Raw genomic sequence first — 25,278 nt, 5'->3', positions numbered from 1 at the left:
ATGATGGAAAAACATGCAGCAATCATCGGCGCCGGCTTAGCCGGATGCGAGGCAGCTTATCAGCTGACCAGGCGGGGAATCGCCGTGGATCTCTATGAGATGAAACCCGTGAAAAAGACCCCGGCCCATAGTGAAGATACGTTTGCAGAGCTGGTCTGCTCGAATTCTCTGAAGAATGAAGCGCTGACCAATGCCTGCGGTCTATTGAAACAGGAGATGAGAACGATCGGTTCTCTGATCCTGGACAGTGCGGAGCATCATAAAGTACCGGCAGGAGCAGCCCTGGCCGTTGACCGGGAAGGATTCTCTGCCGAGATCGATGCCTGGATCCGCCATTGTCCATTGATCACGATTCATGAAGAAGAAGTCACGGAGATCCCGGCAGGACCGTGTATCATCGCCACCGGTCCATTGACCAGCGATGGACTGATGACTGCGGTGAAACAGCTGTTTCCGGAAGAAGACTGCTATTTCTATGATGCGGAAGCACCGATCGTGACCAGAGAGTCCATTGATTTCTCCATTGCCTACCGCAAGTCCAGATATGACCGCGGGGAGGCCGATTATATCAACTGCCCGATGACTGAAGCAGAGTTTGATTCCTTTTATGATGCCTTGATGAAGGCTGATACGGTACCGCTGCATTCGTTTGAGAAAGAAGTCTATTTCGAGGGCTGCATGCCGTTTGAAGTCATGGCCAGAAGAGGAAAGCAGACGCTGCTCTACGGTCCGATGAAGCCGGTCGGGCTGAGAAAGCCGGATGGCACAAGACCATATGCGGTCGTGCAGCTGCGTCAGGATGACGCGGCTGGAACGATGTACAACATCGTCGGCTTCCAGACACATCTGACCTGGGGTGCCCAGAAACAGGTGCTGCGGATGATTCCGGGACTGCAGAATGCAGAATTCGTCAGATACGGGGTCATGCACCGGAATACGTATCTCAATGCCCCGAAGCATCTGCTGCCGACGTTTCAGACGAAAGTGCGTCCGGACCTGTTCTTTGCCGGACAGATCACCGGGGTAGAAGGATATGTGGAGTCCGCTGCCAGCGGCATGCTGGCAGGGATCAACCTGGCTCATCTCCTGAAGGAAGAACCGCTGGAGACATTGAGCAATCATACGATGCTCGGCTCTCTGACCACTTATATCACGCAGGCAGATCCGGAGCATTTCCAGCCGATGAATGCCAATTTCGGCATTATGCACCTGAATACAGCAGTGAAGAAGGCAGACCGCAAGGAAGCCTATGCAAAGCAGTCATTGCCCATCATTGAAGAAGAGGTCCGCAATGGCAGACTTTGAAGCATCCCTGCAGGGATTCCTGAATCATATTGCGATCAGCCGGACGGGATCGAAAGATACCCGTGACGCCTATGGCAGAGACGTGAGGAGGTTTCTGGACTATCTCACTTCCATCGGCATCACGGATTTCGAAGACGTCGACCGTCTGACAGTCAGCGATTATCTGACGAAGCTGCGTTCCGGCGAGATCGGCGGAAAGCCCTTGAGCAATGCCAGCTATTCGCGCAACCTTTCAAGTCTCCGCTCTTATTTCCGCTATCTGAATAAATATGAAGGCGTACAGCAGAATCCGGTGAGCTTATTCAAAGGCGCAAGCAGTCATCGGAAGCTGCCGGAATATCTGACGTTTGATCAGATGGAACAGCTGCTGAATTCGTTTGATCTCTCGGATCCGATCCAGGTGCGCAACCGCTGCATGATCGAGGTCATGTATGCATGCGGACTCCGGGTCAGCGAATGCGCCGGTCTGAAGATCGAGGACATCGATCTTTCCAGCCGGACCCTGAAGGTATTCGGAAAGGAATCCAAGGAACGCATGGTTCCGTTCTATCCGCGCTGCGGACAGCTGATTGAGCTGTATCTGAACGAGGCAAGACCTCAGTTCGTGAAAACCGAACATCCGTATCTCTTCGTCAATACGAGAGGGAAGAAAGTCAGCTCCCGTTCCATCGAGCAGATGGTTGATCAGGCAGCCATCAATGCAAATCTCCCGATGCATGTGCATCCGCATATGATCCGCCATTCGTTTGCGACGCATCTGCTCGATAATGGGGCAGATTTAAGAGTGGTGCAGGAGCTGTTAGGACATGAGAACCTCGGCACGACCCAGATCTATACGCATGTGACCCAGGATCGCATGCGCAAGGTGGTGGACAAGGCGCATCCGTTCTCAAGACATGCTGAATAGCCTGGAAGAATCGCGAAAAAGTGCTTTGCAGAGCTTCCGTATTATGGTAGTATATTCCACGGCATCCCTTTTCATGCGGTTTTCATGTTGCAGGGATGTACTACTCACACAGTGGATTCATCATCCCGTGCATGTATCTTCCAGCAGGGAGGATGGATGTTGATGGTGACGGAAGCTGTGGCGGAAAACAACGGAAAGCGAGGTAAATAAAAAATTATGACTGTTGTCTCCATGAGGAAAATGCTTGAGAATGGTGTTCATTTCGGACATCAGACTCGCAAATGGAACCCGAAGTTCCGCCCTTACATCTACACTGCTAAGAATGGCATCTACATCATCGATCTGCAGAAGACCGAAGAGCAGCTCGACAAGGCTTATGAAGCCCTGAAGAAGATCACTGAAGATGGCGGCAAGGTTCTGTTCGTAGGAACGAAGAAGCAGGCTCAGGCTCCGGTTCTTGCTGAAGCACTGCGTTCCGGCAGCTTCTATGTCAACCAGAGATGGCTCGGCGGAACTCTGACGAACTTCCGCACGATTCAGAAGTCCATCAAGAAGCTCGTTGACATCGAAGAGATGGAATCCAGCGGAACAATCAGCGTCTATACGAAGAAGGAACAGGCTGTTCTTCTGAAGAAGAAGGACCGTCTGGAGAACTTCCTCGGCGGTATCAAGGAAATGAAGAAGCTCCCGGATGCACTGTTTGTTGTTGACCCGATTGAAGAGCACAACGCAGTTGCTGAAGCTCGCAAGCTGAACATCCCGGTCTTCGCTCTGATTGATACGAATGCAGATCCGAACATGGTCGATTATCCGATCCCGGCAAATGATGATGCTGTCCGTTCCATCACGCTGATGGTCGGCGTCATCGCTGATGCAATCTGCGAAGCTAAGGGCGGCGTTCTGGAGTTCGCTCACCAGGAAGATGAGACGGTTGCTGATATCTCCATGAAGGATGTCATGGTTGAAGTTGACCGTCAGGCAGCAGAGTATGAGAAGCGCAAGCGTCAGAGATATGAAGAGAACCGTGCAAAGATGCAGGCAGCAGGCGGACGCCGGTTCGACCGCGGCAATGGCCAGAATGGCGAGCGCCGTGTCTTCCGCAGAGACAACCGTTCCAACGGTGCTCCGCGTCCGGCAGCTTCTTCTGCTCCGGCAGCTGCCGCAGCAGGCAAGGAGGAAACCAAGTAATGGCAATCACAGCTAGTCAGGTCAAAGAGCTCCGCGAAATTACCGGAGCCGGAATGATGGACTGCAAGAAGGCACTCGTTGCGACTGACGGTGACGTCAAGAAGGCAATCGACTGGCTTCGTGAAAAGGGCATCTCCAAGGCTGCCAAGAAGGAAGGCCGTACCGCTGCTGACGGACTGTCCAAGGTTGTCGTGAACGGCAACCGTGCAGTTATCGTCGAGCTTAACTCCGAGACGGACTTCGTCGCAAAGAACGAGAAGTTCCTCGGACTGCTGGATGACTGCGTCAATGCAATTATGAACAGCAATGTGAAGACGCTTGATGAAGCACTGGCTCTGAAGTCCGGCGAGGGAACCCTCAAGGATGAAATCATCAGCGCTACTGCAATCATCGGCGAGCACATCGCTCTGAGACGGTTCGCAATCGTTGAGAAGCAGGATGACGAGATCTTCGGAACCTATATGCACAACAACGGTGTCATCTCCGCTGTCTGCGTAGTCAAGGGAACTGCTGATGCTCAGATTGCCAAGAACATGGCAATGCAGATCGCTTCTATGTCCCCGAGCTATGTATCCCGCAAGGATATGCCGCAGGATATCGTGAACCACGAGCGTGAGATTCAGCAGCAGCTCGTTGCCAATGATGAATCCCTGGCTAACAAGCCGGAGAAGGTCAAGGCTGGCATCGTCGAAGGACGTCTGTCCAAGTCCCTGCAGGATATGTGCCTGGTTGACCAGATCTTCTTCCTCGATCCGGAGAAGAAGTGCGGGGAGTACCTCAAGGAAAACAATGCTGAAGTCGTTACCTTCGTGAAGTACAAGGTCGGTGAAGGCATTGAGAAGAAGGCAGAGAACTTCGCTGAAGAAGTCGCTGCCATGGCTAAGTAATCAATCAGTCACTTCTGAAACATGGTCTGTCATGGGCCATGTTTTTTTGATACGCTGGATCACAGCAGGGGAATTCTTCGATCATGATGAAAGGAATGCTAATCGGAATACACTCACATTCTGCAGTAAAATCCGAATTGGGTGACGATGTGCTGTATGACCATTGCAATGCAGATCAGCGAGCTTTTTCTGCGTTTCCGGTCACTTTTCATGCAGAAGTCCGGCAGTGTTCAGTTCCTCTTCACAGAGCGGCGATATGGTGCTGCAGTGTCCAGGAGGTATCACATGAATCATCTGGCAAAGCGAATCACATCTGTAACACTGGCCGCGATGTTAGTGGCAGGAACGGGAATGAACGTCTTCGCAGAAGGAGACGGAGACAATGGCGGTACCCCGCCGTCGAATGGAAGTGCTCCTCAGGGAACTCCGCCTTCCTTGGATCCGGGAAGCGGAGGAGCACCTGATGGCGGCGGAGGCGGAGGTTCAGCCATAACCGAATGGACCGCCGTCAAGGAATATTCCGAAGATACGACGGAAACCGATGGAACGTATGATTCCACCGGAACCGATGAGAATGCAATTCATGTCAGCGGCGGCAATGTCGTCTTCAGCAATCCGACGATTACCCGCACAAGCTCTGAAAGCTCCGGCGGAGATGATTCCAGTTTCTATGGAGCAGGGGCAGCATTGCTGGCCACAGGCGGTACTGCTTATGTCAGCGGCGGTTCGATCGCTGCCGATGCAGATGGAGCAGCAGGTGCGTTTGCCTATCACGAAGGAACAATCTATATTGCCGGAACAACCATCAATACGAGAGGAAATACTGCCGGCGGCATCCATGTCGCAGGCGGCGGTACGCTGTATGCATATGACCTGGATGTGACCACCCAGGGCGAAAGCTCAGCCGCGATCCGGTCTGACCGCGGCGGCGGAACAATGGTCGTGGATGGCGGCAGCTATACGTCCAACGGAACTGGTTCGCCAGCTGTGTATGTAACTGCTGATATCACGATCAACCATGCAGACCTGACTGCAAATGGATCCGAGGGCGTCTGCATTGAGGGTCTGAATACGCTGCGTCTGTTCAGCAGCAATCTCACGTCGAACATGCAGGATCTGGAACAGAATGACAGCACGTGGTCTGTGATCCTGTATCAGTCGATGTCCGGCGACTCGGAAGTCGGAAATTCTTCCTTCTATATGATCGGAGGTACCTTGAATTCCGAGAATGGCGGTCTCTTCTATACCACGAATACAGAATCTGATTTCTACCTCGAGAATGTGGCGATCACGCAGAGTGCAGACGCGGAATACTTCCTGCGCGTCTCCGGGAATGCGAATCAGAGAGGCTGGGGCACAACGGGTTCCAATGGCGCAGAGACAAACTTCACGGCCAATGATCAGACGATGAATGGCGATGTGATCTGGGACAGCATCTCCGAACTGGATTTCTATATGGAGAACGGGTCCAGCCTGACGGGTGCCATCTATGATGATGAGACCTATGCAGGCAATGGCGGTAGTGGCTATGCCAATGTCTATATCGACAGTTCTTCCACCTGGACAGTAACCGGCGATTCCACAGTCACTAATCTCTATAACGAAGGCACGATCATCGATGCGGATGGCAAGACCGTATCGATTGTCGGAACAGATGGAACCGTCTATGTGCAGGGCGACAGCAGCTATACGATCACGGTGACTTCTTATTCGGACAGTGCTGATTTCAGCGGTGCGATCACTTCGGTCAGCTATGATGACTATGCTGTCGCTATGCCTTCTGAGCTTGGCGGAAGCACCGTCACCGCTGCCGCATCAGAAACCACTTCTGCACCGGAAGAATCTCCGGCTGTACAGGCAGTCAGCGAGGATGCCGAGAAGACTTCTTCGGAAGCGACCATCATCATCGTTGCTGCAGCTGCAGCACTGGTGATTGCATTGGTGATGGTACTGAAACATCGCAATCAGTCCTGATCTGCAGAAAGCAGGGAATGCATTCCTGTAAAGAAAGTCATTTTTCTGTTGACGGAATCCCTGTTTCCGGGTATTATCCGGAATGCACAGTAATCGGCAAAGCCTCGGAAACGCGGCGACGCAAAGCTATAGGGCCTGTAAAATGGCAGCCAGCTGCAGCAGTAACTTCAAAGAGCTGATGGATTTCTGTCAGCTCTTTTATTTCGGGGCAGAAAGGAGAACGCTATGAGCATGAGAAAAGATACGATGCTGAAACGGTTCCGGCATTATCTGACTGATCCGGAAGTGTTTGAGCAGAATCAGGATACCGTCAATGAAATCAATACGAGATCAATGCAGGTCTATCTGTTTCTCGGTACTCTGATTGCGATCATCTACTTCATTCTGGAGCTGACATTGCGCCATAAGCGCGATATCATCATGGCGCTGCTTCCGCTCCTCTATTTTGCCGTTGTGATTCCGGTCTGCTATGATCGGCATAAGAAACACCCGGAACAGGCAACGAAGCTCTTATACTTCCTTGAAGCACCGCTGCTTCTGCTTGCAATCTACTATGGAACATTTCAGTTTTATGATGAAGCTGCGTTTACATTCTATCCGCTGATTCTCGGGCTTCCTTTATTGATTCTGGACCGGCCGAGGAATCTTTTCGGCTATGTGGGCGGGATGTATGTGCTGTTTCTGTTCATTGCCGGGTTCACGAAGACCAGGGATGCATTCCTGAATGATGTGGTTCATACGTGTGTCTGTTCCTGTCTGACCTTTTCTCTGGACGCCTTTGTCCTTTCCAGCCGCATTGAACTGCTGGAGACTTCGATGAACTTCCTCCATGACAGCGAACATGATCCGCTGACTGGCATCTACAACCGCAGAGGCACAGAACGGATCAGAGGATTCCTGGCCAATGGCGTTGCCGGAATGATCCTGGAGATTGATGTGGACCATTTCAAGGAACTGAATGACCAGTACGGACATGAGACCGGCGATCTGGTGCTGGAGAAGATCTCCGGTGTGCTCATGAGTTCATTCCGCAGTTCGGATGTCATCATGAGAAATGGCGGCGATGAGTTTGTCGTCTATGCGCCAGGCCTGATCAGCAGCAGTCAGGCAGACCTGAAGCTGAATCATATCTGGGATGAAGTACATAAACTTTCAACGGAAAATGTTCCGGCAGGAACGATCACGATCTCCGGCGGCTGCGTGCTCAATCACAGCAGCTATTCTGATTTTGAAGAACTGTTCCGCAAGGGCGATGAGATGCTCTACGAAGCAAAGCGCAATAGCAGGGATTCCTGGGCGATTTCTGACGCAGATCCGATTCCCTGAGCACGATTCCGTTTTCACTTCTTTCCATAAAAGGTATACTAAAAGACAGACAGGAGAGGAGTGCTCAGATGAAATATAAACGTCTCGGAGAAATGCTGGTCGATGTGGGAGCGATCAGCGAAGACCAGCTGAAAGAAGCACTGGCAGGCCAGAAAGAAACCGGGGAAAGACTTGGCACTTATCTTGTAACTCATAATTACATCACTGAAGACCAGCTGATCCGCATCCTGCAGATGCAGCTGGGCATCGATTTCATCGATCTCAATAAGGTTAAGGTTGATCCTGCTTTAGTAAGCCTTATTCCCAGAAACCTGGCAAAGCAGTACCGGGTGGTGCCGGTGAAGCTGGAAAAAGATACCCTGTATCTGGCAATGGAAGATCCGCTGAACTTCATGGCCATTGAAGCAGTCAAGAATGCCTCGCATAAGCGGGTTGTTCCGATGATTGCGTATTCCAGTTCCATGGACCGGGCGCTCTCGGTCTTCTATGAGAACGAAGGCGCTGCCAAGGCCATGGAAGAGATGAAGGAAGAGCAGGGCGTGTCGGCCACGGTCGAAGAAGCTGCTGACGTGATGAACAGCGATGAGATCAATGCTGCTCCGACCGTCAAGCTCGTCAATTCCATCATCGAGCGCGGCATCGTTGAGAAGGCTTCTGATATTCATGTGGAGCCGAGAGAAGATGAGATGGTCGTGCGGATCCGGGTCGACGGACGTCTGAATGAGATCCTGACCATTCCGAAGGAGCTGCAGGCTGCAGTCATTTCCCGGTTCAAGGTCATGGGCGGCATGAATATTGCGGAGCGGAGAATTCCGCAGGATGGCCGTGCGGTCGTGCATCGCAGCAGCGGCGATATTGATCTGCGTCTGAGTTCTCTTCCTACCATCTACGGCGAGAAGATCGTGATCCGTCTGCTTACCAGAGATCAGAATATTCTGAACTGGAAGGGCATCGGCATCACGGAAGAAGATCACCCGAAGTATGAGCGTCTTCTGATGAATACGTCCGGGGTCATTCTGATTGTCGGTCCTACCGGTTCCGGCAAGACGTCTACGCTCTATACGATGATCAATGATCTGAAGAATGATTCCGTGAACATGATTTCTCTGGAAGATCCGGTTGAGTTCCAGATTGACGGCATCACTCAGGTTGCCATCAACGAGAAGGTCGGACTGACCTTTGCCAGTGCTCTTCGTGCATGTCTGCGTCAGGATCCTGATATCATCTGCGTCGGCGAAATCCGTGACGGGGAAACGGCTGAGATTGCCATGCGGGCAGCTATGACTGGTCATCTTGTTCTTTCTACCATCCATACGGAAGATGCGTTCTCCGCCATTGACCGTCTCAAGGATATGGGCGTAGAACCGTATCTGATCGGCGGAGCAGTGCGGGGGATCATCTCGCAGCGCCTGGTCCGCCGGATCTGCCCTGACTGCCGCGAGGAATATGCCCCGGATCCGGAGCTGATCAGGTATGCAGGAATCCGGAATCCGCAGCAGATGCATTTCTATCATGGCCGCGGCTGCCATCATTGCTTTGAGAGCGGGTATCGCGGAAGAATCGGTGTCTTTGAGATACTGCCGATCAATGCGGCATTAAGAGATGTGATCGCCTCTGGCATCACCGGAACGAAGCTGCGTGAGATGGTCATGAAGCAGGGATTCACGCCGATGATTGCCAATGGCAGAAAACTTGTCGAGGAGGGAGTCACAACGGTGGATGAGCTGGTCCGCACGGTTGTGACCCTGGAATAATCTATGTCGTTTCTGGAAGAACTCACTGCTCAGGCGGCTGAGCAGAATGCAAGCGATATTCATCTTGCCTCAGGCTTGGCGCCGCGCTTCCGCATTGACGGACAGCTTTGCTCAGCTATGGAGCGGGTGCTCAGTGCAGAAGAATGCACGGCGATTGCCGAAGAGCTGGCTGGAGCTGAGTTTGATGCGATCCGCAAGCGCGGAGAGCTTGATCTTGCAAAGACTATTTCCGGCCGCCGGGTGCGTGTGAATATCTATCATACCCGCGGCACCATCAGCATTGCCCTGCGTATTCTTGCAGATCGGATTCCGAAGATCTCTGATCTTGGCCTGCCGCCGGCAGTCAGCATGTTTCCTTCGTATCAGAAGGGCATCGTTCTGGTGACTGGCGAGACGGGTTCCGGCAAGAACACAACGCTTGCGGCAATCCTGAATGAAATCAACCATACGCGCAATGAGCACATCATCACGCTGGAAGACCCGATTGAATACGTGTATGAACCGGATCGGTGTCTGATCTCGCAGCGTGAGATCGGAACAGATACGGAATCCTATGCCGATGGATTAAGGGCGATTCTGAGAGAAGACCCGGATATCATTCTGATCGGCGAGATGCGGGATGCGGAGACGATTGAGACTGCTTTGACGGCAGCCGAGACCGGCTATCTGGTATTTGCGACCCTGCATACCAACAGCGCTGCCGATAGCATCGACCGGATCATCGACGCGTTCTCAGCGGCTCGTCAGCCGGAAATCAGAATGCAGCTGAGTACGGTTCTGATGGCTGTGCTTTCCCAGCAGCTCTTAGTCAGAAGAGGAGGCCATGGCAGAGCATGTGCCTGCGAAGTGATGATTGCGACCCCGGCAATCCGCAATCAGATCCGGGAGGGAAAGACTCCGCAGATGGAGTCTTCGATTCTCACTTCTGCAAAAGAGGGGTCTCTGACGATGGATCACTGTCTCATTCAGATGGTGAAGAACGGGGTCATTGATCTCGATACTGCTTCTTCAGCGGCCAGAAAGCCGGAGAATATCGCTTCTGCATTCGGCAGTATGCGGAGTTCTTCTGAGTACAGGAGGATCTGAATATGCAGACATACCGATATACTGCAGTCTCTGCCAAAGGAGCCAGAGTCACCGGCGTGGTGGAAGCTCAGGATGAATACGCTGCGGTCACGAGAATCAGGCAGAGCTATCCGATCATCGAGAAGATTGCAGAAGTAAAGCCCGCGAAACAGTCCTTTCTGAACAAGGAAATCGGCACGGTGAAGATCGATGAGAAAGCGCTGTCTGTCATGTGCTCGCAATTCTCGACGATCCTGCAGGCCGGGGTTGATATCTCTTCTGCAATGGGGATGATTGCCCAGCAGACTCAGGACAAGAAGCTCAGAGCTATGCTGGAATCGTCCGCAAAGGATGTGGCAGGCGGTTCTTCGATCGCTTCTTCGATGCAGAAGAATCTGCCTCAGCTTCCGATCACGTTCATTGAAACGATCCGGGCAGGGGAACAGTCCGGTACTCTGGAAGATTCCTTTGCGACCATGCAGAAGTATTACGAAAAGAACTACAAGCTGAAGCAGAGGGTGCGGCAGGCACTCTCTTATCCGATCTTTGTCGTCGTACTGGCAATCATTGTGCTGATGGTGGTCATGATCAAGGTCATTCCGACCATGACTGAGGTATTCAGAAGCCTGGGCGGAGAACTTCCGCTGATGACCAGGATCATGATTGATATTTCAGAGTTCTTCTCGAAGTGGTGGATCCTGATCCTCCTGGTGATCGCTGCTCTGATCATCTTATTCCAGCTCTGGACGCATTCTGAAAAAGGGAGGATGAAATGGGCCATTCATCAGCTGCATAGCCGCACCACCGGAAAGATCCATATGTACACCGGATGCGCAAGTTTTGCGACCACGATGTCAGCTCTCCTTCAGGCAGGTCTGCCGCTGACTTCTTCTCTGAAAACGACTGCAAAAGTCCTGGATAACTACAAGCTATCCAGAGCAACCGAAGAGCTTTCCGAGAAGGTTGCCACCGGCATGAAACTCGGAGATGCCATGAGAAAAGCGGACATATTCCCCCAGACACTGACCGAAATGGCTGCCATCGGAGAGAATACCGGTGAACTTGAGAAGACTCTGCAGACGACAGGAGAATACTATACCAACGAGGCAAATGCGGCGATGACCGATGCCATCAACAAACTGGAACCGACGCTTCTGATTGCCCTGGCAATCTTTGCCGGCTTCATCGTCATTTCGATCTATCTCCCGATGTTCACGATGTACAACCTGATGTAGTGCTTCAGATTCATCCCATGTGTGTTTTCAGAAGTTCGAAATTGTCGCTTTTTCGAGCTTAATGGACCTTGAAAAGGAATTGAAACATGATAATGTTATTGTTGTCAGAACTGCTTGGCAACAGGCAACTGAACTTGTTCAAATGAAAGAGGGTAGACTTTATGAAAAAAATTCGTACTAACAAGAAAGGATTCACACTCGCAGAACTTCTCATCGTAGTAGCTATCATCGGCGTTCTGGTGGCCATCTCGATTCCGATCTTCACATCGCAGTTGGAGAAGGCAAGACTCGCTACAAACCAGGCAAACGCAAGAGCAGCATATGCTGCAGTAGAGGCTCAGTATCTTGATGACGATACAAAAACTGGTGATTTCACTTACAACGTATCCGATGGAAAAATTGCTACTACCGCAGCAACAGACGCAACAGAAATTACTGGTGATGATTCAACAAATATTTTTAATTGGAAAACAACTACGACTGTAGGAAGTTCTACGTTAGGCAAGACAGTTTATAAGACTTGGACGTTAACAGTCGGCACAGATGGATCGGTTACTAAATATAAAGCAAAATAATAAATTTCTGCTTTATTAAGAAAAGCTTAGAATGCCCTCCGGAGTAATCTGGAGGGTTTCTTCATATCATGAGCTATTACGCGCGCCTGTCCATCATTTGTAATGACCCTCGACTATTGCGCAGAATGAGGCCATTTTCCGCAGATTTCGGAACCTGCGGGCGTAATATAAGAATGTGGTTCATCAGCCCATAGGGAGACGGCCGGGATGAACCACCTGACTTGCAATTTTCAACGTGCACATTTGCGCATAATAAGGTCGTTTTCCGCAATTTTAAGAACCTGTGGGCGTTATTACATTTACGGAAAGCATTATCGGGTTCTTTTAAGATTATGATGGGGGAGCAATGTGGGTATTCAAGAACGGGAATGGTATCAGAGAGACCAGCGCGCAAAAGAATATAAGGCGGCAGGCTTAAAATATAAAAACTCACTGGGCTGGTACTACAGATTGAATGGATATGATTTCGGTCCGTGTGATAAAGACAATATCTGCCGGTTGATGCGAGAGCACAGACTTGATGACAGTAGCCTGGTGAAACATGGGGCAGGCGAGTGGATGCAAATTTCAAAGCTTCGGAAGGAGTTTCCGAAGGGTGGGTATATTTACAAAACTGGCAAGAAGAGTTCTGCTTCAGTTCATGTTGGAGAGGAGCATAAATTGAGCGTAAGTACTGTTGGCATCGTACTTGGGGTGATAACGTTCCTGATATGTTTGTGGCAGAAAATAGATATTCGGGTAATGGTATTTTCAATTGCACTTAGCGTGGTCATGCCATCTACCATAAGAACCGAGAGAGCAAAAAGACGTATCACATTGTTGGGCGTAATGGCAACGATTGTCCTTATAATCAATTTAATTTTTCTAGGGCTAATATTGTTTTTACGGTATTTTGCTTAAAGGGCTGAATGATTTACTTTTATGTTGATGTAAGATGTAGAATTGAAGGGAGGTGATTACAGATGAAGAAAAAACTGAATAAGGGCTTCACACTGGCAGAATTGCTGATTGTTGTTGCAGTCATAGCTGTTTTGGTTGCGATTTCGATACCTATTTTTAACAAGCAGATTGAAAAATCCCGTGAAGCCCATGACATATACACCATGCGTGCAATTGCAGACTTTGCGGTTGATGCATATTACAGCGGGAAAGTGAATAAAGATCATGCAGAGGAACTTGGCTTGAAATGGTGGGGGACCGGAACTGCGGATCAGCACAATGCGGCTGGTGTTTATGTGCCAAGTACCGGAGGCTTTGTTCTTAGCAGAGATGGAGTAAACCCTTACGGAAAAGGAACAAAAGTGGATGGGGGAACTTCAGTTTCTGTTGGTTCTAATACGAATGGTATGTATAATACTACTCTTGATTATACGAATGCGGTTTGTATGCTTTCAATCTATCCGGAAGGAAACAATCCGCATATTGATATTTATTGGAAATACAATGCCGGTACTAATACAGGGAAATATGTCGGTGGAGAAGGTGGAATGAGTAGTATTCCAAAATATAGCATCCGTATTTCACTTAAATAGCGGCGATTCAAAAATAGCTGTTGATTATTTTGATTTTATGCGCATTTGCTTGGCTACAACCAGCCAGGTGAATGCGCTTTTTTGCGTTTTAAATGATTATTCTGAAGTGTTTTAAACCGCATAGTTATGCGGAAATTGAAAGGAACGGTTTATTACATCTAATTGTATAATATTGTCTAGAGAGACAGGGGATCATCATATGGCCAATCCAATATTAATTGACATAATGCTATGGGATAATGACCCAGAAGGGACGCTGCGCTGTGAACTAAATAGCAAAGACCTTATTCTTTACAGGATTTCCCGTGCTGAACTGTCTTCGATCTCTGTTTTATGGGAATAAGTGAGGAAACAGTGTTTCCTGATATCCGCAGTATAACGAAGATGGAAGCGTGGTAGTAGACAAAAAAGGAAGGCCTATTCCGGATAAAGATAAGTCAGATACGGATGTGGTTCCCTATCTATACGAGGGCGGGATAACGGCGTACATGGAGAGGGAAGTTCTTCCCTATACACCAGATGCATGGATGGATAAGAATAAAACTCAATTAGGCTATGAAGTGAATTTTAACAAATACTTTTATCGTCCCAAGAGAATCCGAGAAGTGGCTTCTATTATTAAGGATTTGCGAATGCTTGAAGCAAAAACTGATGGGATTTTGGAAGAACTATTGCCAAAGTGTCAGGCGAAATTAAAAAAGTATAAACTGACAAATAAGCCTTGACTTGAATTCTTTTCCCAGAAGGTGACGTAAAAACGGTTAAAACGGCGTGAAGAAAATATTAAATTAAGGATTTGCTGTGGGCAGTAGTTAAAAGTACTGAACAGAAATTCTGCCTTAAGCTTTTCGTAATATTTTAGCAGAGTAAAGTAAAGGCAAACATATTGCATAGGATGACGTGCGAATCGGAAAAGAGATATTATGCGTAGCAGGATGAAGGAGGCATTGGCGAGGAAACGATGGGCGGAACCGCAAGCGTCTATATTATCTTCATATTTACTATGATTGCAGAGATTCTCTGGTTTAATATTTCCGTGATGATTAGGTCGGAGACCCGTCTGGTATTTGGAGCAGCACTTCTCATAGCAGGTTATGTTTTTGGGATTGGAAATCCTGCAGAAACCGGTAAAATGGTGCTGTTTGCAGTTCTGGCTATTGGTGGTTTCGCCACTGTTACACTTCGATATCCATTACGAAAATCGCTTGAAGAAGCATGCGAGGCTCGTCGAAGGATTATTCCCATTTGGGAGGATATGTTGTTTTCAGCCGGACTTGTGTACTTGATGACGGAGATTCTTATATCGTTGAATCAATAAATCGTTACATTGTACATCCTCAGAAGGAAAGAAATACTACAGAAAAGTGCCAGGCGATATTAAAATTCTATGAAGTTTTGTGAGAAAATTTATGGATTTTTTATTTCGCCTGGCACCTGTTTGAAAACCGGATGGATCAAGCTGGATGGAGCATATCATTTCTTTAACGATAGCTTGCTGTCAGAATTACCATATGGAGCAATGATGTACTGATGTAATTCTTGGCTAGGAGAACGAGAAGAAGGCGTGTGGGTTGCTTATCATGGCGTGTAAACCCGGCAGGAAATGTTTCCGGACAGCAGGCTGAAGAAGGCATTGGAGGTAATGACGATGAGGGATTATCTGATCGTGGTGGAAGCGAAGTGCTGCGCGGGTGTCACTCCGGAAAGCCATGAGAATGCGCTGAGGAGGTCGGCGTGTCAGGCAAAGTGAAATTGAGTCAGATCAAATACAAATACAATTATGTTTGTTTACAATTCGAAATGAGGGAACAGATAATACTTTGTTCGTTGTCCTATATACTTCAGAGCAGGCAAAAAAACTGGCAGAGCACAAAGGAGCATATGGACATTATTATTTTTTACTGTTAGGACGCCAATATCCCGGCGCCAATTCGGATGATGAGCGATGGGTAGAGAATCCAGTGGTAGTAGTAGCACAGGGAGTACCGGATAATACAGGCATTGATATTGATCTTGAGGAAGTAAAGTAAACTTATAGCCATTACTATTTATGGGGGGTGACCACAGTTGAAAAAGAAATTGCATAAAGGCTTCACTCTCGCAGAGCTCCTGATCGTGGTTGCCATCATAGCTGTGCTCGTTGCTATCAGCATACCGATCTTTACCGCCCAGCTCAAGAAAGCTCGTTTTGCTACGAATCAGGCAAATGCTCGCTCCGCCATGTCAGCGGCGATCACCTGTTTCCTTGAAACACCGGATGACGTCAAGAAAACGACATCAGCTGACCGCAATCAGCATATGTATTTCAGATATGATACGAAGACGGGACAGTGTACATATGTTGGTTGGGGTGATAAAAGTCCAAACAATAAGAACGGATTTGAATATAAGGATTTTGCCAATATTGGTTACTCACAAGGTGGAGGAAAAGGAGAAACTGATATATCTAAGTGGAAGATGAACATGGGTGGTAAGCTATATACTACTGGGAAAATGTCTTATACCGTTCTCACCGACCGCGTTTACCGCTATTGGGATGTTGCCATGCAGGGAGATGGAACTTTCCTAGCAATCGTATGCTTGTGGTAATGAAAGACGGGTGATCACAGACGGAGGAAAAACAGAATCATAAAGGCTTCACCCTTGCAGAGCTCCTGATCGTGGTCGCCATCATTGGAGTACTTGTTGCAATATCTATACCGATCTTCAATAATCAGCTAAGGAAAGCAAGGCTTGCTACGAATCAGGCAAATGCAAGAGCTGCTTATGCAGCATGGGTTGCTCAGTATATGGACGAGGGAATGCCATGCCGAAATGGAGATACTTATTATCTTTATGACACTACGACGGGAATAATCTCATATAAGGGAGGGTCAGCCAGGAATTTTGGTGCTCAAGTTTGCAAATCGAGTAAAAATGAACCATCAACAGATATTTCGACTTGGAAGACAACAACAATATTAATGAATCATGATCGTAATTTGGGAGCCCATGTCTATAAGTATTGGCAGATAAGAGTTACTGACGGACAACTGACCGCTTATTACGCATTTGAAAATTCAACAGGCGACTGGTAAAAATTTGAAGAGGCACTGCTATGAAACACAGCGAGAGCAAATTGAATAAGAAAGGCTTCACACTGGCAGAGCTATTGATCGTGGTCGCTATCATCGGAGTACTCGTTGCTATCAGTATTCCTGTTTATAGTAAGCTGGTGCAGAAGGCAAGGCTTGCGGCAAATCAGGCAAATGCGAGAGCTGCCTATTCTGCTGTAGAAATACAGTTCCTTACGAGTGATCACCGGTCGGAAGGGGAGACATATTACACCTATGATACAGAGACGGGCCAGATAGGAACGGTAAGCAGTTATGACCACAAAGATTTTGCCGGAAGTGTTGGCGATGACTGGTCAGAACCATCTTCCTGGACGACATCAACAAGGATTGGCGGTCATTGGGACTGGACTCCGGGCAGGCATGTATATAAGAAGTGGGGACTGGTTGTTGGTAATCCTGATGGGGTTGTAAGGCAATATATCGCCGGTGATTAGCTTTCTGATTTTCCCGGTTTAAGCTGAATGAATCGTCGCAGAAGTATATCGGGGAAGAGCAGAACTGACAGTATCGGTCAGACTGTGCGACACAAAAACAGTATCAGAAGAAAAGGAGTGATGCTCTGTGAAAAAGAATAAGAAAGGCTTCACATTGGCGGAGCTCCTGATTGTGGTGGCCATCGTTGGAGTGCTCGTTGCAATATCCATTCCGATCTTCCATGCCCAGCTGAGGAAAGCAAGGCTTGCCGTGAATCAGGCAAATGGAAGAGCAGCATTCTCTGCCGCAGAGGCAGCCTACCTGGAAGAAATGGAGAAATACGGGACTGCTGCTTCCAACAGCAATACGCATGGTCGCTTTGAGAATTATGATACGGTGACGTATACGTATTTCACAGAGGCAGGAAAAGGAATTCTGAATTTTCATTATTCTCCTGGTGACAACCGCTGGATCTGCGACAGCAGTGGCAGAATTTATACCGATACGGATGTTTCGCACTGGAGCGTGGATACCGAGATCAGTGACGGAAAGAAAATCGGCGATCGGGTTGCCAGGATCTGGACCATTCATCTGAATCCGGAGAATGGAGAAATCAAGGGATATTACTGTGCGTTTCCGAAAGCAGAGGAAGCGCAATACAAGCGAGTGCTCAAGGCATTCGCTGATGGTACGGAATCGCAGTTTGAACAGTAATAAAAGCTGAGGAAGGTGAGCATTCATAAAGAAAGATAAGAAGAGGAGAGATGAGGTATCCGTGGCAAATATCAGGAGCGCATATGCTGAGGCGATGAACTATGCGCTTGAGTATAATGGCTATCCAGTAGCAAAGAACCCCTCAAATTACACAGATGGAAAAAATAAAATCTATGTCGATGGGTCGGGCTATGTATCTGCAGTGGTGATGCCCATCACGATCAAGAGCCGTGAAGCAGATAACTGGAGCGGACTGGCAGAGAATCTGCCGTTTGTCCTGCTTGGAAACAGTGTAACAAAGGGCTATGAGGGCGGTGATGATGGCAGGGAATCCTTATCATATCGCTACTGGTATATCGAATTTGAGTTCAAGTCGAAGTCAGAAGGGGAACTGAAGGATGCACTGATCTGGCATTCCGGAACTTGATTCTTCTGATGATCGGTGAAATGCTAGAGGCATGATGATCTGATGTTCCATCAGGCATCTGTCTCCTTTTTTTGTAATGCATGGGAGATATCGGAGGGATCCGATCAGCGGTCCTATTCCTTTTCGAGGGAGGGACAGCATTCTCTGATTGCGGATGGGATTTTCGCAGGCAATGAATCAGCAGTAAGGAGTAAAGCAAGTGGATACAGCAGATATAACAGAACAGCAGTTTCACGAGAAGGGACAGTATCAGCAGGACTTTGATCTGATTGAGGGCGGAATCTGCTTCGTTCTTGCGGATGGAAGCGAGCGAGTGGTCTTTGCAAACCGGAAAGCTGCGTTGCTCTATGAATGCGAGGATGCGGAATCCTTTCTGAAGTTCTGCTCCGGGAACTATCAGAATCTGATGGAGGAAGAGGATTACAAGCCACTCTCTTTGCTTTCTGACGGGCATCCGGAGCATTTCCCGCTTTCGTTTCAGTACCGGACCAGATATGGTCATTTCCGCAAGGCACTCGGGGCAGGCACGCTGAGAGAAACCTCTTTCGGAAAGACCTACGTCCTTCTGATCGTTTCGGCAGAACAGATCACCAGCGATCTTGAAGGAAAAGATAAAACGGGTGTTCTTGGCATGCATGAATTCTTCGAGGAGGCATTCAGGCAGGCAGAAGACCGGCACTCTTTTCAAGAAATACGTGCATTCTGCCCCGTCAGCCTGGATCTGACCAGCTTCAAGGAATACAACCGGCTGTATGGCATGCAGCGGGGAGATCTTTGCCTGAAGAAAATTGCGGAAACCATCACTGCGTGTTTTCCGGGAGCACTGGTCGGCCATCTGACCGCGGATCATTTTGCGGCGCTGCTGCCATCTCAGGATCTGGAAGCAAAACTGGAATCTGTATGCCGGGAAGTCAACAGCTATATCCATGACGATGGCATTCAGCTGAAGGCGGGAATCTATCTGCCTGGGGAAAGGGATTCGCTGCAGACACTGAGGCATGCCTTTGATTCGGCTAAAATTGCCTGTGACAGCATCAAGAAAGATGGAAACCGCAGCATCGCGTTCTATAGCTCCTCAATGGGGGAAACCCTTGCCAATAAGAACTATGTGCTGCGCAATTTCGGCGAAGCATTGGAAAAGCATTATATCAAGGTGTTTTTTCAGCCGGTTATCCGGACCCTGAATGGAACCCTCAGCGGCTTTGAAGCACTGGCACGCTGGGAAGATCCGAAGCATGGGATGATCTTTCCGGATGTATTCATTCCGGTACTTGAAGATGCGCAGCTGATCAACCGCCTGGATCTCTATGTTCTGGAACAGGTATGCAGGATGATCCGTGATCGCATGGATAACGGTCTGCCGCTCGTCCCGGTCTCTCTGAATCTTTCGGCATATGATTTTGATGCTGCCAATCCGCTCGATACCATTGAAAAAATGGTTCAGCAGTATCAGATTCCCAGAACGCTGCTTCATTTCGAGATTACCGAGCGGGTGATGTTCCGGAATCCGGTCACGATGGCAAAGACCGTTCAGCAGTTTCAGCAGGCGGGCTATCAGGTTTGGATGGATGACTTCGGAAGCGAATACTCCTCATTGAATCTGCTTCACAGCTATCACTTTGATGTGATCAAGATTGACATGGGCTTTTTCAGCCATTTTGATGTCCGCAGCAGACAGATCATCACTTCGGTCGTGACGATGGCCAGAATGCTAGGCATCCAGACCCTGGCAGAAGGAGTAGAAACCAAGGAGCAGGTCTCTTTCCTGAAGAAAATCGGATGCGGCCGGATCCAGGGATACTACTATGGAAAACCGATGCGGTATGATGATACATTGTCCTTCATGCAGCGCAAGGGTCTTCAGCTTGAGACCCCGGAAGAAGCCCAGCTGATGAATGCTGCGGAAAGTGTTGATGTCATCTCTGATACTCCGACGGCGCTGTTCTCCTTCGATGGGACGAATATCTCCCTCCTGCTGGAGAATGATGCCTACCAGAGGGAACTGAGGAGTACCGGAACCCAGGGCATGTCGGAAGCCAATGCGAATCTTGCGGACGCGGCTTATCCGTTCCGGGGAAGATTCCAGCAGCTGATGGGAAAAGCATTCAGCTCCAGGACGCAGGAGACCCTGATCTATTCCGATCATGGCCAGTATATGCGGGTCAGCGTGCGCTGGGTTGCAGGAGACGAGCGATACTGGGTCGGAGAAGCCCATCTCTACAACATCAGCAACAATGAGGCGATGCACCAGGCAAAGACGCTGGACAGCACGCTGCGGGATATCTTCCAGTTCTATAAAGGGTTTTATCTGATCGAGCGCGGGAAAAAGGAAGTCTCGATCCTGCGGTCTGATCATCTGGAACTGAATGGCGGAAAGGTGCCGCATGCCATTCATGATTTTTTCAGCTATTTCTCGGAAAAACTGGTTTACCCGGATGATCGGCAGCGTTTTCTCGCATTTATCAGCCCTGAGAATGTAGAGGCGGAGGTGAAGCGCAGCGGTGGTGCTTCGGCAGCAGAGCTTCTGCGCATCAGAAGTGCGGATGGGACCTATCGCTGGGAAGTGTTCGATGCCATGCTCATCTACAAGAGCACGACGAAGGATATCCTGCTCTGTGAGCGGGAGGATATCTGGGAGAGAAAGCGTGACAGGGATACCCTGCTGCCAAAGTTCTGCAGGTCGTTCGGATTATCAGAGAACGGGACGATCCGCCCGGAAGCCTCTATGGAAAGCAGCCTTTTCCGGATGCTCTGCAACTGTTCACCGTATTCATTCTGCTGGGAAGACAGAGATGGCCGGATTCTCGGGGCAAGCAGGAAACTTCAGGAAGAGGAAGGGATACAGGATCCCTCAGAGTTCATCGGTAAAACGGAAAAAGAGATCGCTTGCCGCTTCGATGCGGATGGGCTGCGCCTGAATCAGGAAGAACTTGTGCTCTCAGGCGGAAGATTCCGGAACGTGAGAGCAGAACGCAGGCCATGGTATCGGGAAAAAGAAGTTGCGGGAACGCTGGTCATGCTGAACGGGATCAGTGAAGAAGCAGAAGATGAGGAATCCCGCCTGGGATTGCTGGATCAGGAGACAGGTTTTCTGAGTTTCCGCGGAGCGATCGAAGCCGGCTTGCTGTTTGCGGACCGCTACCGGCTGAAACGAGAGGATTATATCGGATTGCTGATGGATGTTCCTGCTTTTTCAGAAGTCATGAGGGATCGCAGTGAGGATGCAGAAACGATTCTGATGAAACTGTCGGAAACGCTGCGGAGCACCTTTACTCCGGGCTGGGCGATTGCAAGGATCGGTCTCTGCAGCTTTCTGTGCTTCAGCCAGCGCAGCTCTCTGAACAAAGCGGAGGAAAAGGTGGCGGCGGTCTCGGGAATTCTTCCGCAATTGTGGGGACAGCTCAGCATTCAGGCAAATCCAGTGCTGGCCAATGCTGTCGCATATGGGTCCGAGGTCAGGAGTCTGGATGAAATGCTTCAGCTTCTGATCCGGAGAATGAACAGTGCAGAACAGGAAACATTCGGAGAAAAGCCATATACCGGGGATCGCATTTCCGTCAGACGGGAAGTGCTTGACAGTCTGCCGGAACGCGTCATCATCAGTGATCCGAAAACCTATGAACTGGTGTATCTGAACAAGGCTGCACGAAAAGATGCAGGAGTCGGGCCAGAGAGCAGCCTGAAGGGATGCTTCTGCTACAGGGCCCTGGAAGGGTTTGAGGAGCCATGCAGGGACTGCCCGAATCTGATGCTGCGGATGGATCGCGTGTTTGCTGCATCTCATCTGAATCATAAGACCGGAGAGAATCTGGTGATCCGTTCGTTTCTGACCACCTGGGAAAACCGCACCCTGAAGATTACCTTTGCCTTCAATCTGAATGAATACCTCAATACGCTGGCTGGTGACCGGGAACAGTATTATCAGCTGGTGCGTGAAAATGCTGCAATCTCCCGCGGAATCAAGGAAGCGGATCCGGAGAAAGCAATAGAGAAGACCATGCTGAGCATCGCCGAAGATCTGCATCCGGAGCGATTCCTCATCTTCGAGGAGCAGGATGACAGTTCCGTCAGTGCAACCTATGAATGGACTGCAGCAGGGGTGGTTCCCCTGAAAGAGGAACTGCAGAGCATTCCGCGGACCGAATTGCGGGCGCTGTATACCGGATTTGTTTCAGAGCATCTGGTCATGGTCCGCGATATGGAAGCATTCCAGCAGGAGCATCCTGATTTTTCCTTGAGAATCCATAATGTGAAGCGCTTTATCTCCGGACAGCTGCTGCTTCAGAATCAGGCAGAGGGCTTCACGCTGGTCGTGAATCCATCGGAAGAAAGCTTCCGGAGCGGAAGTGTCATGTATTCGACTCTGACGGACTTCATTGCGGTGATGGTCCGCAACCGGAACTACATCCGTGAGCTGGAAAAGCAGAGCATGATTGATCAGCTGACTGGCGCCGGCAACCGCAGGGCGCTGGAACAGCGGATTCAGGCATGGCAGGGCGAGGGCGTGCTGGGCGTGATCTCAATCGATCTGAATGGTCTGAAAAACACCAATGATTCAGAAGGTCATCATGCCGGAGACGTGCTGATCAGCGAAACGGCGCGGATTCTGATGGAATGTGCCGGTGAGGATTGCGTCTTCCGGACTGGCGGAGATGAGTTCATCGTGGTGACAGAAGATCTGGAGGAGCGCGACATCCGGCTTCTGATCCAGCATATGCAGGAAAGTGCAGAACTCAATGGCATCAGCATGGCCATCGGATTTGCCTGGACGCGCGGGAAAGTATCGGATTTTGATGCCTTGCTGACCAAGGCGGATTTTGCAATGTATCAGAATAAAGGGCACAGCTTCCGCAGAAGGCGGGAGGATTAATCAGGATCAAGAAGAAAAACAGGCAGAGGATTACTCAGTTATGGATATGCATGAGATGGATCAGTACATTATCTCGCATCTGGATGAAGCATTGGCAAAGGGATGGATCTGCCCTTATTTTCAGCCGATTGTCCGTACGGTCACGAATTCTTTTTCCGGGGCCGAGGCCCTTGCCCGCTGGAATGATCCGCAATACGGGCTTCTGATGCCTGGTACCTTTGTTCCGGTTCTTGAAGAGACGGGGCTGATCTATAAAGTAGATTGCTTCATCCTGAAGAAAGCAGCAGAACTGCAGCGCAGCCGGATCGATGATGGTCTTCCCGTCGGACTGATTTCAGTCAATCTGTCCCGGCAGGATTTTGAACAGATCGATATGGCTGCCTATGCGAAGCGTGTTCTGGATCAGTATCAGATCCGGCATGACCTGATTCCGCTTGAGCTGACTGAGAGCATGCTTGTCAGAGACAAGGAGAAGATGACCTCGATTGTCAGAGAGCTTCGCTCGGATGGGTTTTCAATCTGGATGGATGATTTCGGAAGCGGGTATTCTTCGCTGAGTTTTCTGAATGACTATACGCTGGATCTGATCAAGCTGGACATGGGGTTTCTGAAGTCGTTTTCCAATACCTCCAGGGAGATCATGAAGAGTTCCGTTCATCTGGCAAAGAATCTTGGCATACGGACGCTTTCAGAAGGAGTGGAGACAGCGGAGCAGGTGCGCTTTCTGAAAGAAATCGGATGCGACATGATGCAGGGATATTATTACTCAGAGCCTCTTTCAGAGCAGGACATGCCGGAATACCTGCGGCATATGGATCTTTCCTGGGAAGCAATCGAATGGAAGAAGTTCTATGACTGTGCAGATGCCTGCGCCACGGACAGCGATGTGCCGCGGGCAGTCATGGAGTATGACAGGAAGGATGACCAGATCCGCTATCTGTATCTGAATCGCCAGGAACAGGAACAGCTGCGCAGCATCGGCCGCGTTCACAGCGAAAATTCGGAATTTATCCTGAATGTCAGGAATAATCCGCTTCATGACAGATTGCTGGAGTTTTATGAGCAGATGATCCAGACGGGCGAGCAGGCAGTTCTGTATGTGTCGGACAATTCCTTCTTTGTCCGCCTGGAGGGAAAACAGGTCGCCAGGCAGGAAGACCGATGCATTTTTCTGATGTCGATCGTCAATGTCACCGAAGAGAGAACCCAGAAGATCGGGGAAGTGCTCAGCAAATCTGTTTCCGATATCATGCTGCTGTTTGATGATGTGCATGTTCTGAATCCGGAACAGGATACCGCGGATAATCTGATCAACAACTTCGGCATCGAAGGCGGTCTGGCGGACCATGACCCGCTGCGCAGAGGCCTTCAGAGTTTCTGCACGCATATGATTTTCCCAGAGGATCAGAAGCGCTATGAGGCCTATGCGGACCCGGATACGATGATTGAACGGATCCGTAAGACTCCGGATGGGATTCTGCGCGATTATTTCCGCGTCTTGCGTCCAGGCAAGGGTCAGTATGTCTGGAAGGAATTCAATCTGCTGCTTGTTCCGGGTTCGGAAGAGCGGAAGGTTCTTTCCTGCATCAAGAATGCAGAGCCCTCTGCGGATGAAGAATTCCTGAAGAAAGAACTAGGAAAAGATATGGGTTCCCGGAGAAAAGGAGATTGAAAGCATGAGCTATCCTCTGATCTTTTCTGATCTGATCTCGGTCGCCATCGTCCTGTATGTCTGGACAAGAATGTATCTGGACCCGATGCTGGAGCATCGGGCGGTGGCCCTGTTCCGGAACATCGGGATCACGCTGATTGCGACCGTGGTTCTGGATCATATCTGGGAGTATGCCTTCGAGATCACTTATGACTTCGGGCTTTCTATCCAGACGCTGACGGCGATTGCCAGCCTCGAGTTTCTCTGCGTTCCGATCTCATTCTTCTTTCTGTACCTTATACCTACATTAACATAATTTTCCTTATGCCCAGCTTTTT

Annotated in this window: 22 protein-coding genes, 1 pseudogene and 1 riboswitch; all 23 genes and pseudogenes read left to right on the top strand. The window is 49.5% G+C overall.

The genetic code is table 11. From position 1 onward, the window contains the following. Nucleotides 1–3: 3 nt before the first annotated feature. The 23 genes and pseudogenes from trmFO to C7E00_RS09440 all read left to right on the top strand — a co-directional run bounded on the left by trmFO (nt 4) and on the right by C7E00_RS09440 (nt 25,256). A complete protein-coding gene (trmFO, locus tag C7E00_RS09550; RefSeq protein ID WP_204378671.1) occupies nt 4–1,305 on the top strand; it encodes a methylenetetrahydrofolate--tRNA-(uracil(54)-C(5))-methyltransferase (FADH(2)-oxidizing) TrmFO in 1,302 nt (433 codons plus the stop codon). Further along, nucleotides 1,292–2,212, top strand: coding sequence for a tyrosine recombinase XerC (locus tag C7E00_RS09545; protein WP_105304077.1), 921 nt, complete (start codon nt 1,292–1,294; stop codon nt 2,210–2,212). Before trmFO ends, C7E00_RS09545 begins: the two co-directional genes overlap by 14 nt. 216 nt (nt 2,213–2,428) lie before the next feature. After that, nucleotides 2,429–3,400, top strand: coding sequence for a 30S ribosomal protein S2 (rpsB, locus tag C7E00_RS09540; RefSeq protein WP_105304076.1), 972 nt, complete (start codon nt 2,429–2,431; stop codon nt 3,398–3,400). Continuing rightward, nucleotides 3,400–4,287 (top strand): translation elongation factor Ts, encoded by an 888-nt coding sequence (gene tsf, locus C7E00_RS09535; RefSeq protein ID WP_105304075.1) that lies wholly within the window; start codon nt 3,400–3,402, stop codon nt 4,285–4,287. The genes rpsB and tsf overlap by 1 nt, the downstream gene beginning before the upstream one ends. Nucleotides 4,288–4,572: 285 nt before the next feature. Further along, nucleotides 4,573–6,261, top strand: a complete 1,689-nt coding sequence (locus C7E00_RS09530; protein ID WP_135358203.1) for an autotransporter outer membrane beta-barrel domain-containing protein — start codon at nt 4,573–4,575, stop codon at nt 6,259–6,261. A gap of 85 nt (nt 6,262–6,346) precedes the next feature. Next, nucleotides 6,347–6,422: riboswitch (cyclic di-GMP riboswitch) on the top strand. A 64-nt stretch (nt 6,423–6,486) separates the two neighbouring features. Next, nucleotides 6,487–7,587 (top strand): GGDEF domain-containing protein, encoded by a 1,101-nt coding sequence (locus C7E00_RS09525; protein ID WP_105304073.1) that lies wholly within the window; start codon nt 6,487–6,489, stop codon nt 7,585–7,587. A gap of 68 nt (nt 7,588–7,655) precedes the next feature. Further along, complete coding sequence (locus C7E00_RS09520) at nt 7,656–9,341, top strand: GspE/PulE family protein (RefSeq protein ID WP_105304072.1); 1,686 nt, start codon at nt 7,656–7,658, stop codon at nt 9,339–9,341. 3 nt (nt 9,342–9,344) lie between these two features. Beyond that, nucleotides 9,345–10,427, top strand: a complete 1,083-nt coding sequence (locus tag C7E00_RS09515; RefSeq protein WP_105304071.1) for a type IV pilus twitching motility protein PilT — start codon at nt 9,345–9,347, stop codon at nt 10,425–10,427. Between the two features lie 2 nt (nt 10,428–10,429). Then, complete coding sequence (locus tag C7E00_RS09510) at nt 10,430–11,641, top strand: type II secretion system F family protein (RefSeq protein WP_105304070.1); 1,212 nt, start codon at nt 10,430–10,432, stop codon at nt 11,639–11,641. A gap of 161 nt (nt 11,642–11,802) precedes the next feature. Beyond that, nucleotides 11,803–12,216, top strand: coding sequence for a pilus assembly FimT family protein (locus tag C7E00_RS09505; RefSeq protein WP_105304069.1), 414 nt, complete (start codon nt 11,803–11,805; stop codon nt 12,214–12,216). A gap of 348 nt (nt 12,217–12,564) precedes the next feature. After that, complete coding sequence (locus C7E00_RS09500) at nt 12,565–13,116, top strand: DUF4339 domain-containing protein (protein WP_105304068.1); 552 nt, start codon at nt 12,565–12,567, stop codon at nt 13,114–13,116. A gap of 62 nt (nt 13,117–13,178) precedes the next feature. Beyond that, complete coding sequence (locus tag C7E00_RS09495) at nt 13,179–13,748, top strand: prepilin-type N-terminal cleavage/methylation domain-containing protein (RefSeq protein WP_105304067.1); 570 nt, start codon at nt 13,179–13,181, stop codon at nt 13,746–13,748. 392 nt (nt 13,749–14,140) lie between these two features. After that, entirely contained in the window at nt 14,141–14,473 is a 333-nt protein-coding gene (locus tag C7E00_RS09490) for a hypothetical protein (protein ID WP_105304066.1), read from the top strand. 236 nt (nt 14,474–14,709) lie between these two features. After that, nucleotides 14,710–15,066, top strand: coding sequence for a hypothetical protein (locus tag C7E00_RS09485; RefSeq protein WP_105304065.1), 357 nt, complete (start codon nt 14,710–14,712; stop codon nt 15,064–15,066). 330 nt (nt 15,067–15,396) lie between these two features. After that, complete coding sequence (locus C7E00_RS16505) at nt 15,397–15,498, top strand: cysteine hydrolase (RefSeq protein WP_167836549.1); 102 nt, start codon at nt 15,397–15,399, stop codon at nt 15,496–15,498. 317 nt (nt 15,499–15,815) lie between these two features. After that, complete coding sequence (locus tag C7E00_RS09475) at nt 15,816–16,337, top strand: prepilin-type N-terminal cleavage/methylation domain-containing protein (protein ID WP_105304063.1); 522 nt, start codon at nt 15,816–15,818, stop codon at nt 16,335–16,337. A gap of 41 nt (nt 16,338–16,378) precedes the next feature. Continuing rightward, a pseudogene (locus C7E00_RS09470) lies at nt 16,379–16,825 on the top strand (type IV pilin protein); the annotation flags it as partial. 20 nt (nt 16,826–16,845) lie between these two features. Next, nucleotides 16,846–17,298 carry a type IV pilin protein gene (locus C7E00_RS09465; protein ID WP_105304062.1) on the top strand — a complete coding sequence of 151 codons (453 nt, stop codon included), beginning with the start codon at nt 16,846–16,848 and terminating at the stop codon, nt 17,296–17,298. A 127-nt stretch (nt 17,299–17,425) separates the two neighbouring features. After that, nucleotides 17,426–17,992, top strand: coding sequence for a type IV pilin protein (locus tag C7E00_RS09460; protein ID WP_105304061.1), 567 nt, complete (start codon nt 17,426–17,428; stop codon nt 17,990–17,992). Nucleotides 17,993–18,053: 61 nt separating this feature from the next. Continuing rightward, entirely contained in the window at nt 18,054–18,419 is a 366-nt protein-coding gene (locus C7E00_RS09455) for a hypothetical protein (RefSeq protein WP_105304060.1), read from the top strand. A 199-nt stretch (nt 18,420–18,618) separates the two neighbouring features. Further along, nucleotides 18,619–23,289 (top strand): EAL domain-containing protein, encoded by a 4,671-nt coding sequence (locus C7E00_RS09450; RefSeq protein WP_105304059.1) that lies wholly within the window; start codon nt 18,619–18,621, stop codon nt 23,287–23,289. A 55-nt stretch (nt 23,290–23,344) separates the two neighbouring features. Continuing rightward, entirely contained in the window at nt 23,345–24,961 is a 1,617-nt protein-coding gene (locus C7E00_RS09445; protein WP_167836548.1) for an EAL domain-containing protein, read from the top strand. Between the two features lie 4 nt (nt 24,962–24,965). Then, nucleotides 24,966–25,256 (top strand): hypothetical protein, encoded by a 291-nt coding sequence (locus tag C7E00_RS09440; RefSeq protein ID WP_105304057.1) that lies wholly within the window; start codon nt 24,966–24,968, stop codon nt 25,254–25,256. Nucleotides 25,257–25,278 lie beyond the last annotated feature (22 nt).

The sequence above is a fragment of the Anaerolactibacter massiliensis genome, from assembly GCF_900290205.1.
GTDB classification, from domain to species: domain Bacteria; phylum Bacillota_I; class Bacilli_A; order Erysipelotrichales; family Erysipelotrichaceae; genus Bulleidia; species Bulleidia intestinalis.
This window is presented reverse-complemented; position numbering and strand designations above follow the sequence as displayed.